The following is a 16,662-nucleotide window of genomic DNA, read 5'->3' on the forward strand; positions in this document are numbered from 1 at the left end:
TTCGTTCAGTCAGAGTGAACGCGTGTGACATCGGGCGACGCAAGCAGAGCAGAAGCGAATAGGCAGGTCTACGGGCTGCTGTACACCCGCAGGGTGCCCGGCTTCCACAGTCCGGATCGGGTGGCGGTCTCGGTGTCGACCGTGGCCGCGGTGGCGTCCGGGTAGTACCGGTCGAAGCGCTCGAGGGAGCCCCAGTCGCGGCCCCAGTCGTCCCGCATGTAGGTGGGGATGGCGGTGGCGCTGGCGAGTAGTTCGGTGAAGCCGAGGGGGCCACCGTTCTCCGGGGACTGCCAGGTGTCGGTGGAGCTGACGGCCAGCGGACGGTCGGGGAGGATGCGGTAGTTCGGCATCTCCGCGACACCGTACTGGTGGTCGAACGGACGCTGGCACGGGAACTGGAGCCCGACGGCCCAGTCCAGCAGCACCGGCTGCGAGCTGCCGATCGTCGAGTTGAGGGTCTCGAGCTTCGGAACCCGCGGCGGGGTGAAGGCCAGCCACTGGTCGCCGGTGAGGTTGGGGTCGTTGGCGACGATCCGCACGGAGTCGGCGTCGGGGGACAGTTCGCTGATCGGGACGCGCAGGTTGCGCCACGACGGTGCGGGCCCGATGTCCTTGGGCAGGTAGGTGCCCTGAGCCTGCACGGTGCCGTCGGGCTGACGCTTGCCGTATTCGAGGAGCAGTGACTGACCGTAGGTGAGGGCGCCGGTCGAGTCGACCGACCAGATGCGGCCCGCGGCGGACATGACGATCAGCGGGGCGTCGTCGCTGCGCTCGGGGAGTGCGTACCAGCTGGACGACAGCGTGGCCGGTTCCTGCACGCCTTCCTGGTAGCTGCCCATGACGGGTGTGGTGCCGGGGTCGAGGCCGAACGGCAGCTTGGCGGTGCTGCCGTTGACGCCGACGTTGCCGGTGCCGCCGCTGGTTCCCGCGCTCGATCCGGTCTCGAAGCTGGGCCCGACGCTCTGGTTGTCGGTGTTGCCCATGCCCTGCTTGACCTCGACGTAGTCGGCGGTCAGGTCGGACGGCACCCCGTTGGGGGAGAAGCCGACGGGGTTGGCGCCGCCGAGCGGGTCGGCGGGGTTCGCCAGCGGCTGCGCGGGATCGTTGAGGGGTGTGAGGTTGCCGCCGTTGGTGTCGCCTTCGACGAGGACGTCCTCGGCGAGGCCGCACGTCTGCCCGGTGAGGGAGTCGAAGTTCGACCGTGCCAGCGAGTACGCCGGGTACTGGGAGACGGCGCCCTTGAGGAGCGAGAGGACTTCGAACAGCACCATGATGCCGGCGATGACGGTGAGCGGGGCGGCCGCGAATTTCCTGATCCGCCTGCCCTTCTCGGTGTTGGCGCGGGCGGGTGGCGCGGCGAATCCCTCACGCAGGTACTGCCAGGCGGCCAGTGCGACGGCCAGCCCGAACAGGACGAGGAAGAACGTGTTGGACTGGCGGCCGCCGATGGAGACGGTCTTGTCGAACCACGGCACGCCGTAGCTCGAGACGTACCAGTAGCCGTTGATGCCCGCGAACGTCAGGGCCAGCATGAGGAGCAGGCCGGCGAGGAAGATCGTGCGGTTGCGGCGCGACCGCAGCGCGGACGCCGACACCGCGACGGCGGTGAGTGCGGCCAGGGAACCGGCGATGCCCGCGTACGCCCCGAAGTGGTGGGTCCACTTGGTGGGGTTGAACATCATGAAGAAGATCGTGCCGAACACGACACCGAGCAGACGCCACGACGGGCCGGTGGCGGCGCCGGGGATCCGCTTGCGGCGCAACAGGATGAACAGCGTCGTCAGCAGGCACAGGATCATCGTCAGGAACGCGAAGCGGCGAGCCACCGAACCGTCGACGGTCGGGACGAAGAGGTAGTAGTAGCGCAGGAAGTCCTTGTACCACTCGAGGTTCGGGCCGATCAGGGTGCGGACCCGGGTGGCCTCCATCACCGCGGCGACGGTCTGGTCGGCGAACACCACGACCAGGACGATCGTGCCCGCGGCCGCGATCGGAGCCAGCAGCGGCAGCGTCCCCACCTGGCGGTGGCGCTTGACGACGATCCGGACGAGCGGACGGGCGCCTGCGAGCAGGGCGGCCACACACATCAGTCCCGTCGGGGCGGCCGCGAGCGTGAACGCGCCGATCAGCACGGCAACAGCCGCGGGGAGGAGACGTCCGGTCGCGATGGAACGCTCGATGGAGCACCACGTGAGCAGGGCGCCGAGCGCCACGATGGGCTCGGGCCGCAGGCCGTTGTTGTAGGGCAGCCAGAACGCGAGGAAGACGAGTCCGCCGGTCCACAGCGCGACCTTGTTGCGCCGGACGGACCGGCCGAGGCGGGGAGCGACCTCCCGGCTGATCACCATCCAGCACAGGATGCCGGCGATGAGGGCGGGCAGTCGCATGAACGGGCTGGCCGTCGAGATCTTGGCCATCGCGGCGAGGACGTCGTAGTACCAGCCGAACGGCGCCTCGGGGACACCGAACCAGCGGAAGTAGTTGGCCATGTAGCCGGCGTGGTCGGAGACCCGGGCCATGGTGAGCAGGTAGCCGTCGTCGGACGTGTTGGCGCCGATGAAGTGCCACAGCACCAGCGTGCCCACGACGATCGTGTCGAGTCCGGTGAATTTCCACCAGTGCGACGGCAGGAAATTGCGGTGCCCGCGCCCGTCCGTGCCGTCGAGGCGGCCGAGGGCGACCAGGGCAATGGCCGTGGCGAGGAGGGCCACGATCATGGCGACGAGCTTGATGAGTGTGGGGCTCGACGAGAATCGGGAGTCCACGTTCATCGTGAACGACAGGCCCGCCGGCGCCGCCCCGTCACGGAGGTCGCTGAACACGCCCACCACCTGCGGGCGGAGGTCGCCGGTGAGGGAACCGGCGATCGGGTCACCGGTCGGAGTGGTCAGACCCACGAACTCGGCGGACGTCGCGTCGATGTTCGACGTGATGCGGATCTCGGTGCAGGCGCCCGACTGCACCTGTTCGCGCGGCGCCGTCGCGATGGTGACGTTGCGGTCGAGCACGTCCACGGACTTGTCCGACACCCGCACGAACATCGCGTTCAGTGCCGCACCCTCGCCCTGCGCGGGGGCCGTGGCCAGCAGGATTCCGCCCTGCGGGGGCAGCCCGGCCACCGCCGAACACGGGATCGCCGCCGACAGGTCGACCGGGACCTGCGACATCAGCGGTGCCTCGAGGTCGCCGACGACGCCGTTCTCCGGCCAGTTCACCGCTGCGGTGGTCTGCTGCACCGGCATGAACGGGGTGGCCACTGCCAGCACGAACCCAATGAGGCCGGTGACGATGGCGATCAGACGGGCGGTCCGGTACTCACTCCGCCGGTCCTGGCGAGCAGGCGGCGAAGTGGATGCGGGATCGGAGACGGAAGTTGTCAGAGCGTCGGGCACGGTTGTCGATGGTATGTCAGGAACCTGAGTAGGCATATTGCCGCCTACCAGAGGGTAGGGACACGTCTAGTAGTAGCGCACCGGTCCGGGCGACCAGGTACCCGACCTGGTCACCTGTTCGGATTCGACCCGCGCGGGCGTCGCCGACTCGTCGAGCGACGTGTACCGCTCGAGCGAGCCCCAGTCGCGGTCCCAGTCGTTCGACAGGTAGGTGGCCAGGGTGCTCGCCGACAGCAGCTGGTCGGTCCAGCCCAGCGGGCCGCCGCCGAACTTGTCCTGCCAGGCATTGGTGGACTCGGCACCGATGCGGTCGGGGAGGACGCGCCACTGCGGGACCTCGGCGACGCCGTAGCGGTGGTCGAAGGGCCGCTGGCAGGGGAATGCGAGCCCGACGGCCCAGTCGAGGAGCACGGGGTCGCTGGAGCCGACGACGGTCTGCAGTGTCTGCATCGACGGCACCCGGGGCGGCGTGACCGCCAGCCACTGACCGGGGTCGGTGTCCGGGTCGTCCGCGACGAGCCGGACCGTGTTCGCCTCGGCGGGCAGCTGGTCGAGTGGCACGCGCAGGTTGCGCCACGACGGGGACGGTCCGATGTCGATCGGGTCGACGGTGCCGAGCGCGGTGACGGACCCGTCGGGGCCGGAGACGCCGTACTCGACCTTCAGGCTCTGGCCGGGGGTGACGACGCCGTCCGCGTCGACCGACCGGATGCGTCCGGCGGCCGAGATGGTGAGGATCGGTGCGTCGTCGCTGCGGTCGGGCAGGCCGTACCAACCGGTGGTGAGGGAGGCGGGCTTCTGCTCCCCGCCCTGCTGATAACTGCCGAGGACCGGGGTCCGGGCGGGGTCGAGGCCGAACGGCAGCGTCACGGTGCTGCCGTTGACTCCGGCGGTGGCCTCGGTGCCGCCACCGGTACCGGAGCTGGTTCCCGTCGTCGTCTCGTCGGTCTCGGTGTCGACGGTGTTCGCGCCGCCGGTGGCGATCTTCTCGGAGTCGGCGGTGAGGTCGTCGGCGATGCCGTTGGGGGTGAAGCCTTCCGCGGCGGTCGTGCCGAATGCGCCTGCGCCGTTCGGGTCGGTGACCGGGGTGAGCGGCTGCAGCAGGGCGGCGGTGGGGTCGGTCTCGACGAGGACCTCGTCGGCGAGCGCACACGAGTTGCCGGTCACCGACTCGATGTTGGCTTTGGCGATGGAGTACCCGGGGTACTGCGCGACGGCCCCCTTCAGCAGCGACAGCACCTCGAACAGGACGACGGCCCCGGCCGCGACGGTCAGCGGCGACGGCGCCAGCATCCGGGCACGCTTGCCGTTGGGTTTCCTGCCGTTCTCGTACGGTTCGCGGACGTGGTACCAGGCGGCGAGGAGCAGCGTGAGCACCGTGAGGCCCAGGAACAGCGTGGAGAAGCCCTTGCCCGCGATCATCGGCGGCTTGTCCCACCACGGGACGCCGTAGCTGGACACGTACCACCAGCCGTTCGAGCTGGTGAACGCGACCGCGAGGATGAACAGGACCCCCGCGGCGAACAGGGTGCGGTTCCGTTTGGAGCGGATGCTCGCGGCACCCACCCCGACCGCCGCGAGCACCGCGACCGAGCCGGCGAGACCCGCGTACACACCGAAGTGGTGGGTCCACTTGGTGGGCGTGAACATCATCAACAGCAGTGACGCGAACACGATGCCGAGGATGCGGCGGGACGGTCCGATCGCGGTCCCGGGCACCTTCCCCTTGCGCAGGATCAGCATCACGCAGACCACGACGCACAGCAGCATCACGAACACGCCGAATCGGCGGGCCAGCGAGCCGTCCGGCGAGATCCCCATGAGCGAATCCCAGCGCAGCCGCTCGTCGAACCAGGCCACGTTGGGGCCGAGGGCGGTGCGGACGCGCGTCGACTCGAGCACCGTCGCGAGTGTCTGATCCGCGAAGACCGCCACCATCACCACGGTTCCGGCGGCGAGGATCGGCAGGATCTGGGACGCGAATCCCACCCGGTGGCCCCGTGCGATCACGATCTGCAGGATCGGCCGCGCGCCCGCGATCAGGGCGGCGATACAGATCAGGCCCGACGGTCCGGCCGCGAGGGAGAACGCGGCGATGAGCACGGCGACGGCGCCGGGGAGAAGTCGTCCGGTGGCGATGGCGCGCTCGATCGAACACCACGTGAGGAGGGCGCCGAGCGCGATGACCGGTTCGGGACGCAGCCCGTTGTCGTACGGCAACCAGAACGCGAGGAAGACCAGTCCGCCGGTCCAGAGGGCAGTTCTGTTGCGGCGCACGGCCACACCGAGGCGGGGAATGACCTCGCGGCTGATCACCATCCAGCAGAGGAGGGCGGCGAGGAGCGTCGGCAGTCGCATCCACATGCTCGCGGTGCTCACCTTCGCCAGCGCCGCGAGGAGTTCGTACGACCATCCGAACGGTGCCTCGGGGACGCCGAACCAGCGGAAGTAGTTGGCCATGTAGCCGGAATGCTCCGACACGCGGGCCATGCCGAGGAGGTAGCCGTCGTCGGAGGTGTTGGCGCCGACCACGTGCCACAGCAGCAGCGTCCCGATCACGACCGCGTCGACACCGGTGAACTTCCACCAGTGCGCGGGCAGGAAGCGGCGCGCGCGGCGGCCGTCGATGCCGTCCACGCGGTGCAACGCGTACAGCGAAGTCAGTGTCGCGAGGACGCACACGATCATCGCCAGCAGTTTGAGCAGGGTGGGGCTGGACGAGAATCGGGAGTCGGGGTGGACGCGCACATTCAAATCCGCCGGCGCCGCGCCCTGCAGGTCGGTGAACAGGCCGACCATCTGCGGGCGCTGGTCGCCCTCGACGGAACCGGCGAGGGGTTCGGCGGTGCCGGTGATCTCGGCAGACGTCCGCTGATGGTCGGATGTGACGGTGAGGGCGGTGCAGCCCCGGAGGTCCGCGGCGTCCGCCGAGATCAGGGAGATGCCGCGAATCGTGACGTCGACCGTGCCGCCGGCGCCCCCCTTCACGACGAGACCGTTCTTCTCGAAGTCGGGCGCGCGATTCGGGAGGGTGGAGACGACGGTGCCGCCGTCGGGTCCGAGTTGCGTGAACACCGAGCACGGCACGTTCACCTGTATGTCCAGCGGTGTGTACGAGACCAGCGGCGCCTCGACGCTGTTCAGGGTGCCGTTCTGCGGCCAGTCGATCGACGCGGCGTCCTGCTTCACCGGCAGGAACGGGGTGGCCAGCGCGAGCACGAACCCGATCAGGCCGGTGACGATCGCGACGAGCCGGGAAGTGCGGATGGTCCGAAGGTCAGGCGGCGGGGGTTGGGACGGCACAGAACGATGTTAGGCGATGGTGGCTCTGCCACCCGTGAGTACTTGTTAACGCCCGGACGTTAAGAAGTACTCACGGGACCGAAGGTCACGACCGCGGCGACGTCGTCGAGGGAGAGGTCGAGAACCCGGGCGACCGCGGCGATCGTGAAGAACGCGGGTGTCGCGATGCGCCCGGTCTCGATTTTGCGCAGGGTTTCGACGGAGATACCCGCGTCGAGTGCGACCGTGACCATGCTCATGTCTCCTCGCGCGGATCGCAGCAGCTCACCCAGCCTCTGCCCGCGTTCGAGTTCCTCTGCTGTCAACGGCACACGCACCATGTGCCATATAGTAATACCGGTATAGAAATTGGAAACCGTCGTGGAGGGTGTTGTGGTCGAGTTGAAGACGGCGGCCGAGGTGCAGGCGATGCGCGCGGCCGGCCGGGTGGTGGCCGACGCTCTGGCAGCCGTACGTGAGGCGGCAGTGACCGGGGTGACGCTCAAGGGTCTCGATGCGGTGGCCGCCGCGGTGATCCGCGACGCGGGAGCGGAGCCCGTGTTCCTGAACTATCACCCGAACTGGGCGCCCAGCCCGTTTCCCGGGGTCATCTGCGCGAGCGTGAACGATGCTGTGGTGCACGGCATTCCCGGCGAGTACCGTCTCCGCGACGGTGACCTCGTCAGCATCGACTGTGGCGCCAGGCTCGCCGGCTGGTGCGGGGACGCCGCCGTGAGCTTCGTCGTGGGAACGGCGGACCCGGCGGACGTGGCACTCGTCGAGGCCACCGAAGCCGCTCTCGCGCACGGCATTGCGGCCGCACGGCCGGGAAACCGGTTGGGAGACATCGGTGCCGCCATCGGATTGTTCGCGCGCGGCGCGGGGTACGGGATGCTCGCCGACCACGGCGGGCACGGCATCGGCAGGCAGATGCACGAAGATCCGCACGTGCCCAACGAGGGACGTGTCGGGAAGGGAATGCTGCTGCGTCCGGGGATGGTGATCGCGATCGAACCCATGCTCATCGCCGACGGCACGGACGACTACCGGCACGAGGCAGACGGCTGGACGCTCCGCACGGCGACGGGCGCCCGTGCCGCGCACAGCGAGCACACCGTCGCGATCGGTACGGACGGACCGGAAGTGTTGACGCGGTAAGACTTTCCTACGTCAGTGCTCGTACGTCCCACACCCACACGCCGTCGACCGGCTTCGCGGGTGCCCCGACGAGCTGCTGGACCGTCTCGCGCAGAACGCGATCGTTCTGGGTGTGCGGCAGGACCAGGACGTCGGCGTTCCAGAATTTCAGGTCCGTCAGTGCCTGGGCTTTCGTCGCCTCGTCGATGGCAGGCACCTGGCCGGACGACTGCGCGGACGCGAGCAGTAGTGCGGTGGGGCGGTCGTCGGGACCGTACTTACCCCGGTCCTCGCTGCCGGCCGGGCCGACGAAGTACCCACCGGCGATGGGGAATGCGAGATCCTGCTCGGTCTGCCAGCGCAGCATCCGCGCGTTCTCCGGGGAGGGAAGCGGCACCGTGACGACGGAACCCTCGGTGACGTACTCCCGCCACGTGCCGTCGGCGAAGAAACTCGGTGCGGTATCGCGTTGGACGACGGCGAGCGGCGTGGGCGCCAGCGGAAGCAGCGCCACCGCGAGCCAGCCGACCCACAGCAGGGTGGTGGTCCGCTGGCCCTCGCGGGCGGACGCCAGGGCGCGGTCGGTGCCCAGCGCGAGCAGCAGGGCGGCGGCGGGCAGGCAGCCCATCGCGAAGCGCGATTCGAGTACGGATTCGAGGAGCGGCAGGTGTGAGATCAGCTTCCACGGCAGGGGAATTCCGGTGTCCCAGCCGCCGATCGTCAGCGAAGTCCCGAGCGACAGGACGCCCATCACGGCGACGGTGGCGGCCGCGGCGCGCGCCAGCGGCATGCGCCACAGCCACAGGGCCGACAGGCCGAGGAGGATCAGCAGGGGCCAGCCGAAGTACGCGTTCTCCTCGGTGGCGTTCATGCTGAACTCGGCGGACCCGGGCTCGCCTGCCAGCGAGGACGTCGGAAAGCTGGTGAACGCTTCGGTGTCGTTGCCGACCGGGCCGTGTTCGATCGCCCGGTAGCTGTCGGGTCCGAAGAACTGCCACCACAGGGGCACGGCGGCGATGGCCAGCGCGATGCCGCCGGCGATCGCGAATCCCGTGATGCTGCGCGTGACCGCCGCGAATGCCGCGCGCGGACGCGACGCCGCGAAGGCGGCACCGAAAACCGCGAACGCCAGCGCGTAGATCAGCAGGGGTTCTTCGCCGAGGAAGATCTGATAGGCGATCAGCAAGCCGAGGACGATGCCGTCGCGCACCGGGCGCGCACCGCTGCCCAGCCTGATCACGGCCAGCGCGATGAAGGGCAGCAGGAACAGGGCGACGAAGTTGGGGTGCCCGTTGGTGTGCGAGATCAGGGCGGGGGCGAAACCGCACAGACCACCGCCGACGGCGGCCGCGAGTCGCGACGACACGACATGCCGCGAAAACACCCAATACCAGGCAATTGCCGTGCCCGACAGGCCAAGTGTGAGCGCGAGAGTGAAGGTGACGTTCGGTCCGAACAACAGCGTGACCGGCGCCAGCGGAATGCTGATGCCGAACATCGCCGTGTTGCCCATGAGGTTGACGCCCAGCGGGTAGTTCTGCAGGTCGCTGGAGAGCGGATTGTCCAGATGGACCAGTGAGCGTGCCGCGACCGCGAAGAACCATTCCCACATCGTCTGGTCCTGGCCGCTGCGTACCAGATAGCCGGTCCCGAGGTGTTTCCACTGGCGGGCCAACACGAATGCCGCGAGGCCGACGTAGAAGACGATCGCCGCGACATCGGCCGGGTGCGGCCGGAGACGGGAGCGGAGAGGGCGAGCAGTGGTGCTGGTGCTCTCTGCCTGCCGAGTGGTCTCGACCTGGGTGAGTATCTCAGTCACGCAGCTGCGCCTCCGGTTCTCGGGTCGATGTCAATCGACCGAGGGTACCGGAGGTCGCTGAGAGCTTCCTGGGTTGCGATCGCGTGATTGTTGCGTGTATCACATCAAGTTGATTTGTGAACTTCTGATCAATACAGGGATATTCTCCTGCCCCACTGGTTACGCTCAGCATGCTTTTTCGTATCGGTTGCAGTGCACTCTGAATGGGGTCGGCATGACGGACATCAGCACATCTCGATTTGGGTACAAACGGTTTACACGCTCGGTGGCAGTCGCTGGCATCGCCGCGCTCGCCATGGTCATGGGCAATGGCACCGCGTCGGCCGGCGTGGACAATTCCAGTTCCGTGATCGATGCAGAGGGAAATCGCATCGAAGTCGTGCAGGGCGACACGGTGTATCAGACAGTTCCGCCGCTGGACGGCGTACCCACCAGCGTGGAGTTCTTCCACAACGGTTACGCCGGGGTCGCCATCACCGGGCCGAACGCGGAGGAGTTCGAGGGAACTCAGCTCACCGTCGGCTATCAGATCGGTTACCCGGTCGCACTGGCCGGCGCGACGATCGTCCTGAACACGCCCGGACTCGGGTTCGCGATCGGGTCGAGCAACGGTATCGACCTGGGGCTCCTCCCGGAGCTCTCGTTGGGTCTGAATGCGGGGACGAACGTCGAACTCGCCGGTGACATCATTCCGTCGCAGGAACTCGACATCGACCTGGAGCCCGGTGGAATCACCACGGTTCCGATCCTCGAGGGTCAGGAGTTCGACGGATCGGCAGCTGTGGTCAGGATGCAGGGAGTCCATGGCTCCATCTCCGGTGCTATCGGGCCGGTCACCATCCGTCCGTACGCAATGGCCGTGACGGAGAACGGTGACACCGTGATGACTTACGGTGTGCCGCAGAAGCTCAACTAGGCAGCCCGCCCGACAGGGTGCCTGACAGGGGTCGCCGGACTGATGTCCGGCGACCTTTGTCGACTGACATGGACGACGACGTCGCCTGTGATCCACACGGCGGCGCCGAGCAAGGCGATCACGAAAAGCACCCAGTGCCCGGCGTAGACACCGACGATCGCTCCGATCGTCACGGCGAGTCCGGCATGCACCACCACCTCACCGCCGGCGGTGCCGAGGAGATAGTCCTCGGCACCGCTACCGGCACGTCGAGGCTCCACTGCATCCGGCATGACCGCTCCTCGCGACGACCCGACAATTCCCCTCGGGGCGCGGGAAATACCCGCCTCCCTGATTGGCTGCGGGGTTCCCACGAGGTGGCGAGATAAACGCGAACAGACCGATCAGTTTCTTGTGACGACCACGAACGGCCCGGTCTCCGACACCGTGAATCGGGGGTCGTCGAACAGTTCCTTCGGGAACGTGACGGTGTAGCGGCGCACGTTGGGGTCGTTGGGATACACGTCCTCGGCGAGCCGCAGCGTGTACCCGTCGGGGCCCTGGCGGAACACGAACGCGTCGGGGGCGCGCCACGGCGCCGTGTCGAGTGCGGTCACCAGCTGGTCGGGCGTCTCGAGCTCGCTCCAGTCCGCGATGGTCCCGGCGCGTCCGGCGAAGTCCGCCAGGGGATTCGAGTAGTGCGACGTCAGCGCCTGGAACCCGAGGTAGGGGTAGAAGCTGAGGAAACTGGTGTCGGCGGTGAGGACCACCGTGTCGTCGCGGTCGCGGGGGACCTGCGCCTGGATCAGCTCGTCGACTGCCGCGTAGTGGGCGGCGGCGCCGGGTGGGCGCTGGTCGGCGCGTTCACCGTTGCCGTCGGTGTCGGTGTAGGCGACAGCGATGTCGGAGTCGAGGAACTTGGGGATGTTCTGGACGAACGACAGCGCGCCCAACACCCCGATCACCAGGACCGCCCCTTTGACCCGCGGGTTGTCGCTGGTCGCGAGCACGAGCCATCCTGCGAATTCGACGAATCCGAAGACACCTGCCGCGCCGAGCAGGACGATCAGCACAGGCTCGAGCCGGAACGAGAGGAGGGTGCTGCCGAGCACGGTGAACGCCATCGACAGTAGCGACCACAGGTAGATGGCCACCACTCCGACGCCGAGTGCCTGCGCGCGCCGCGACGTCGACGCGCGGGCGACGAGCCAGATGGTGCCGAGCAGGCACAGTGCCCCGGTGAGGGAGAAGTGGATCATCGGCAGCGGCAGATGCGCGCCTGCCTCGGGCAGATAGTGCAGCGCTGTTCCCGACGCCGCGGGCGAACCGCCCACGACCTTCAGCAGATACGGCAACCAGACGGTCAGCGCGAGAAGGCCGGACACGGCGGCGATCACGATCAGCCGGACCAGCGGATCGATCGCCGCCCGCCACGACTTCTGGGCGCGAATCCGCAGGGTCGCGGCCAGCAGTGCGAGCAGGGTGATCGCGAAGGCGGCGAGTCCGAGATACAGCGTGTAGAACGTGGCGGCGAGGCCGAGGAACAGACCGGTGCCGATCACGGCGCCCCAGCCGCCGCGACCGTCGACACGGTGCAGCCCGCCCCAGGCGAGGACGAGTGCGGGACCGATCAGCAGGGTGATGACGGCGCCGTACGGTTCGGGTGACCCGTAGGCCAGGACGAGTGCCGTGGTCGCGAGGGACACCACGATGGCCAGGTCGTGGCGGATCAGGTTGCTCCACAACACCAGTGCCACGACGGCTGCGACGGCGAGCGATCCGATGGCGTACGGCTTGAAGGCGTCCCAGCCGTCCATGCCGAGGAGGTTGGCGACGCGCCCGCCCACCCAGAACCATCCGGCGGGGTAGTACGGCGGCAGGTCGGCGTACGTCATGTCGCGCAGTGCCGCGGAGTCGGTCAGCCGCGTGAGGTATTCGGTGCGGAACTCCTGGTCGACGGAGACGCCGTGTAGATAGAGCTTGGTGGCCGCGAGAGGCAGGCCGAGGGTGACGGTCACGAACCCGGACAGGCTCGCCCACGACAGCAGCCGGGCGAACCGCGGAGTCCGGTGCAGTCGCACGAGCAGCACCGACACCGCGATTCCCGCGATGGCGACGACCTGGCCGACCGTGGTGACGGCCTGAGTCACGTTGGACGAGTTGAACGCCGGCCACTGCACCCGCGCGAACGCGAACAGTCCGACTGCCGCCACCACTGCGGCCACGACGGCCCCCAGCAGCATTTCGAGAGCTGTCGACAGGGACCGTCGGGCCGGTGCTACGTCTGCTTCCGTCACGAGGGCGAAGCTTAGATGGGCAGCTTCTTGAAGATCGGTCGCGGGATGTGCCGCAGGATCATCATCACGTAACGGAAGGCGCCCGGCGCCCACACGAGATCCTTGCCCTTCTCCGCCGACGTGACGGCGAGCTTGGCCACGTCTTCCTTGTTCACGGTGAGCGGGGCTTCCTTCACGTCCGCGGACATGCGGGTGCGGACCTGGCCGGGTCGGATGACGAGGACGCGCGGACCGAATTCACGCAGTGCCTCACCGAGTCCGAGGTAGAAGCCGTCGAGTCCGGCCTTGGTGGATCCGTATACGAAGTTGGAGCGCCGCACGCGCTCGCCTGCGGCGGACGACATGGCGATGATCTGGCCGAAGCCCTGTGCCTTCATCTTCTCGCCCACGAGCACGCCCACCGACACCGCGGCCGTGTAGTTGACCTCGGCGATCTGGACGGCCTTGCGCTGGTTCTGCCACAGTTCCTCGGCGTCGCCGAGGAGGCCGAACGCGACGATGGCGACGTCGACGTCGCTCTTCGCCCACGCTTCGTCGATGACCTTCGGGTGGCTCTCGGTGTCGACGGCGTCGAAGTCGATGACGTCGACGGCGTTGGCGCCGGCCGCCTTCAGCTGGGCGACGGCGGCATCGCGACCGGGATCACCCGGCAGCGCGGCGAGGATCACCCGCATCGGCGCCTTCTTCAGGTACTCCTCGCAGATCGCGAGACCGATCTCGGAGGTGCCACCGAGCAGCAGGAGAGTCTGGGGGTTCCCGACAGCGTTGATCACTAGAGTTCCAACCTTCTGGACATATCGGAGGCGAAGACATTGGTGGGGTCGTACTTGCGGCGGGTGGCGATCCACTCGTCGATCCGCGGGTACATGGCGTGGAAGGTCTCGGCGGTGGTCCGCGAGTCCTTGGCCGTGTAGAGGCGGCCGCCGAACTTCAGGACCCGCTTGTCGAGTTCGGTGACGAACTCGTTCAGGCCGGGCTTGATGCGGAAGTCGACGCAGATGTTCCAGCCCGGGATCGGGAAGCTCAGCGGGGCCTGGTTGCCCTCGCCGAACAGCTTGAACACGTTGAGGAACGAGTAGTGCCCCGACTTCTGGATGTCGCGGATGATGGCCTTGAATTCCTCGACCGCGGTGGTCGGCACCACGAACTGGTACTGCAGGAATCCGTTGGATCCGTAGGCGCGGTTCCACTCACCGAACATGTCGAGCGGGTGGTAGAACTGCGTCAAGTTCTGAACCTTGTCGCGGTACGTGCCCGACTTCCGGAACCACAGCTCGCCGATCATCGAGAAGTTGAACTTGTTGGCGAGGCCGTTCGGGAAGACGTCCGGGAACGTCAGCAGCTGCGGCGCGTCGAACGCGAGGGGGTTCTTCTGCAGCTTGGCCGGCAACTGGTCGAGCTTCGCGAGCGAACCGCGGGAGATCGCGGCGCGACCCAGCTTCGGCGGCGCCGCGATGGCGTCGAACCAGGCGCTCGAGTACTCGTAGTTGGATTCGCTGCCGTCGCTGTGCAGTGCGATGGTCTCGTCGAGCGTCTGGGTGACGTCGCCGTCGGCGATGAAGTACGCCGTCTCGGTGGGCGTCATCTTGATGGTGGCCTTGAGGATGATGCCCGTCAGGCCCATGCCGCCGATCGTCGCCCAGAACAGTGCGCCCTTGGGGTCGTTGCGGCCGCCCTTCGGCGTCAGCGTCCGCACCTTGCCGTCGGCCGTGAGCAGGTCCAGGGACACCACGTGATTGCCGAAGCTCCCGGCGCTGTGATGGTTCTTGCCGTGGATGTCGGAGCCGATGGCGCCGCCGATGGTGACCTGCCGGGTGCCGGGCAGCACCGGAACCCACAGACCGAACGGCAGGGCCGCCTTCATCAGCTGGTCCAGGTTGACGCCGGCGTCGACCTCGACCAGGTGGGTGTCGCGGTCGATGCGGTGGATCTGGTTCAGCGCATTCATGTCGATGACCAGGCCACCGGCGTTCTGCGCCGGGTCGCCGTAGGAGCGGCCGAGGCCACGGGCGATCACCCCACGCTGAAGGTGAGCGGGCTTCGACTCGTTCTGCTCCGCGACCTGGGCAACCGCTCGCGCGATCACTTCCACGTCGGGAGTGGACAGCACCTGCGCGGTGGTGGGCGCGGTGCGTCCCCAGCCGGTGAGGGTGCGGGTCTGTGTGGGGAGCGCCTGGGTGGGCGTCTCTTCTGCTGTCGTGGACATCGAGGTAGAGGGTACCCGGAGGCCGGCCCCGTGGGCCCGTGCGTGCTTATCCACCGCGGGCGGTCGACAAGTACTCACGGGGCGCTAGCCTCGTCGTCGTGTCAGAAACCCAGCCGAGTCACGAGCACGAACCGCACGTTCCGCTCCCCGTCGAGATCCCCGTCACCGAGAACATCGCGGACGACGCACTGGACCTGAAGACGCAGATCATCCGTTTCGTCCTGACCGGTGGATTGTCGGCCATCGTCGACTTCGGGCTGTACTTCCTGCTGTTGGAAGTGGTCGGGCTCCCCGTGAACGTGGCGAAGTCGATCAGCTTCATCGCGGGCACCACCACCGCGTACCTGATCAACCGCCGGTGGACGTTCAAGGCCGAACCGAGCCGCGCCCGCTTCGTGGCCGTCGTCATCCTCTACGCGGTCACGTTCGCCGTGCAGGTGGGCCTCAACTGGGTGATGTACCACGCATTCCCCGACGAATGGTGGCGTCTGCCGCTCGCGTTCGTCATCGCCCAGGGCACGGCGACGGTCATCAATTTCGTCGTGCAACGCGCGGTGATCTTCAAGATCCACTAGGCGCTGCCGGGCAACCGCACGGCAATGCCCCGGCGGGTGCTGCGATGACCCCTATCCGGGTGTTTCGGTAACGACTCAGCAACTTCTCTGGTGTGGCGGGTGTGTTCGGTGAGAATCGATCAATGCTGATTGTTCTCGATACCTCGGCCGTCACTCGCGACGTGCGCTTCGAGACGTTCGTCCGCGACGCCCTCGATCAGGGGAGCCGGGTACTCGTGCCGCGCCTGGTCCTCGTCGAGGTCGCGCACCGGTACCAGCGCGAATCGGTCGCGATGATCGAGGCCCTCACCGTCCAGGCGCGCATGTACGACCGGCTCGGGCTCCGGGAGGATCTGTCGGTCTTCGTGGATGCCGCCCGGGCCAAGGCCGACGGGTACGTCGACTCGCTGGCCCGGCAGCTCGAGGCGATGGGCTGCGACGTGATCGAGCCGGCGCACGCGTCGCACCTCGAGATCGCCGGTCGCGAGTTGCAGCGTCGTCGCCCGTACGTGGACAAGAAACGGCACGGCTACACCGCCACGGTGAACTGGCTGACGGTCCTGGACATCGCCGATCGCCGCCCGTCCGAGGACGTGGTGTGGGTCAGTGCCAACTCCCGGGCGTTCGGTAGCGGCGAGCCGTCGACGTGGCACGACGAGATCTGGGCCGAGCTGCAGGAACGTGGTCTCGATCACCGGGTGCGGTGGGTGGTCGACCTGGACGACGTGGACGTTCGGGAAACCGGCCAGCCCCGCCGCGAACGGGTCTTCGAGCCGGTCGTCACGTCGCCGCCCGTGGCCGCCGTCAAGGCGCCACTCCCGCCTCGGGCGCCCGTCGCGGCCCCCGAACCCGTGGAACCCTCGGGTCCGGCTCCCGCCGCGGCCGTGCCTCCCGTGCACGTGGCGCGACCCCGGGTGGCACCGCAGCGCATCCTGCCCTCGGGAAATGCGGACACCGGCGGCCGCCGCGGCATCGGCAGGGTGATGGGCGGACGCAAGCGGAAGGTCACCGTCGTGGAGGAGCTCGACGACCTCGATTTCGGCTGAGCCGGACGCCCGATGTCCCACTTGGCACGCCCGC

12 protein-coding genes are annotated in these 16,662 nt (G+C 68.0%); 4 read left to right on the top strand and 8 right to left on the bottom strand.

Annotated features, from left to right (window positions below):
* Window positions 1–68 precede the first annotated feature (68 nt).
* From HGB39_RS04635 to HGB39_RS04645, 3 genes are all read right to left on the bottom strand, one after another.
* Window positions 69–3,392, bottom strand: a complete 3,324-nt coding sequence (locus tag HGB39_RS04635; protein WP_005565870.1) for an arabinosyltransferase domain-containing protein — start codon at window positions 3,390–3,392, stop codon at window positions 69–71.
* 66 nt (window positions 3,393–3,458) lie between these two features.
* Window positions 3,459–6,695, bottom strand: a complete 3,237-nt coding sequence (locus tag HGB39_RS04640) for an arabinosyltransferase domain-containing protein (RefSeq protein WP_005565868.1) — start codon at window positions 6,693–6,695, stop codon at window positions 3,459–3,461.
* A gap of 59 nt (window positions 6,696–6,754) precedes the next feature.
* Window positions 6,755–7,015: a helix-turn-helix domain-containing protein gene (locus HGB39_RS04645; RefSeq protein WP_005572349.1), complete on the bottom strand. Its 261-nt coding sequence runs from the start codon at window positions 7,013–7,015 to the stop codon at window positions 6,755–6,757.
* Between the two features lie 52 nt (window positions 7,016–7,067).
* On the opposite strand from HGB39_RS04645, the gene map reads away from it, so the two are divergent.
* The gene (gene map / locus HGB39_RS04650; RefSeq protein ID WP_043793150.1) at window positions 7,068–7,832 is read left to right on the top strand and encodes a type I methionyl aminopeptidase; all 765 of its coding nucleotides are present in this window, start codon (window positions 7,068–7,070) and stop codon (window positions 7,830–7,832) included.
* 7 nt (window positions 7,833–7,839) lie between these two features.
* Here map and HGB39_RS04655 read toward each other — a convergent pair whose 3' ends face one another.
* Window positions 7,840–9,630, bottom strand: a complete 1,791-nt coding sequence (locus HGB39_RS04655; protein ID WP_005572352.1) for a hypothetical protein — start codon at window positions 9,628–9,630, stop codon at window positions 7,840–7,842.
* 214 nt (window positions 9,631–9,844) lie between these two features.
* Between HGB39_RS04655 and HGB39_RS04660 the strand changes: the two genes are divergently transcribed.
* Window positions 9,845–10,546, top strand: coding sequence for an MspA family porin (locus HGB39_RS04660; RefSeq protein ID WP_037202806.1), 702 nt, complete (start codon window positions 9,845–9,847; stop codon window positions 10,544–10,546).
* Here the strand turns inward: HGB39_RS04660 and HGB39_RS04665 are convergent.
* From HGB39_RS04665 to dprE1, 4 genes are all read right to left on the bottom strand, one after another.
* Window positions 10,543–10,818, bottom strand: a complete 276-nt coding sequence (locus HGB39_RS04665; RefSeq protein WP_005572354.1) for a hypothetical protein — start codon at window positions 10,816–10,818, stop codon at window positions 10,543–10,545. The genes HGB39_RS04660 and HGB39_RS04665 overlap by 4 nt on opposite strands.
* A gap of 111 nt (window positions 10,819–10,929) precedes the next feature.
* A complete protein-coding gene (locus tag HGB39_RS04670) occupies window positions 10,930–12,822 on the bottom strand; it encodes a galactan 5-O-arabinofuranosyltransferase (RefSeq protein ID WP_211281122.1) in 1,893 nt (630 codons plus the stop codon).
* Window positions 12,823–12,833: 11 nt separating this feature from the next.
* Complete coding sequence (gene dprE2 / locus HGB39_RS04675) at window positions 12,834–13,595, bottom strand: decaprenylphospho-beta-D-erythro-pentofuranosid-2-ulose 2-reductase (protein ID WP_005248822.1); 762 nt, start codon at window positions 13,593–13,595, stop codon at window positions 12,834–12,836.
* Window positions 13,595–15,028: a decaprenylphosphoryl-beta-D-ribose oxidase gene (dprE1, locus tag HGB39_RS04680; protein ID WP_005248821.1), complete on the bottom strand. Its 1,434-nt coding sequence runs from the start codon at window positions 15,026–15,028 to the stop codon at window positions 13,595–13,597. The genes dprE2 and dprE1 overlap by 1 nt, the downstream gene beginning before the upstream one ends.
* Before the next feature lie 98 nt (window positions 15,029–15,126).
* Between dprE1 and HGB39_RS04685 the strand changes: the two genes are divergently transcribed.
* Window positions 15,127–15,603 (top strand): GtrA family protein, encoded by a 477-nt coding sequence (locus tag HGB39_RS04685; RefSeq protein ID WP_005248820.1) that lies wholly within the window; start codon window positions 15,127–15,129, stop codon window positions 15,601–15,603.
* A 122-nt stretch (window positions 15,604–15,725) separates the two neighbouring features.
* Complete coding sequence (locus tag HGB39_RS04690; RefSeq protein WP_064080281.1) at window positions 15,726–16,628, top strand: PIN domain-containing protein; 903 nt, start codon at window positions 15,726–15,728, stop codon at window positions 16,626–16,628.
* Window positions 16,629–16,662: the final 34 nt, after the last annotated feature.

The organism is Rhodococcus opacus (assembly GCF_012396235.1).
Lineage (GTDB): Bacteria > Actinomycetota > Actinomycetes > Mycobacteriales > Mycobacteriaceae > Rhodococcus_F > Rhodococcus_F opacus.

Bases quoted from the DNA above. Each gene is read 5' to 3' on its own strand.
- HGB39_RS04660 (WP_037202806.1), top strand. From the start codon at position 9,845: ATGACGGACATCAGCACATCTCGATTTGGGTACAAACGGTTTACACGC.
- HGB39_RS04690 (WP_064080281.1), top strand. From the start codon at position 15,726: ATGCTGATTGTTCTCGATACCTCGGCCGTCACTCGCGACGTGCGCTTC.
- HGB39_RS04645 (WP_005572349.1), bottom strand. From the start codon at position 7,015: ATGGTGCGTGTGCCGTTGACAGCAGAGGAACTCGAACGCGGGCAGAGG.
- dprE1 (WP_005248821.1), bottom strand. From the start codon at position 15,028: ATGTCCACGACAGCAGAAGAGACGCCCACCCAGGCGCTCCCCACACAG.
- HGB39_RS04665 (WP_005572354.1), bottom strand. From the start codon at position 10,818: ATGCCGGATGCAGTGGAGCCTCGACGTGCCGGTAGCGGTGCCGAGGAC.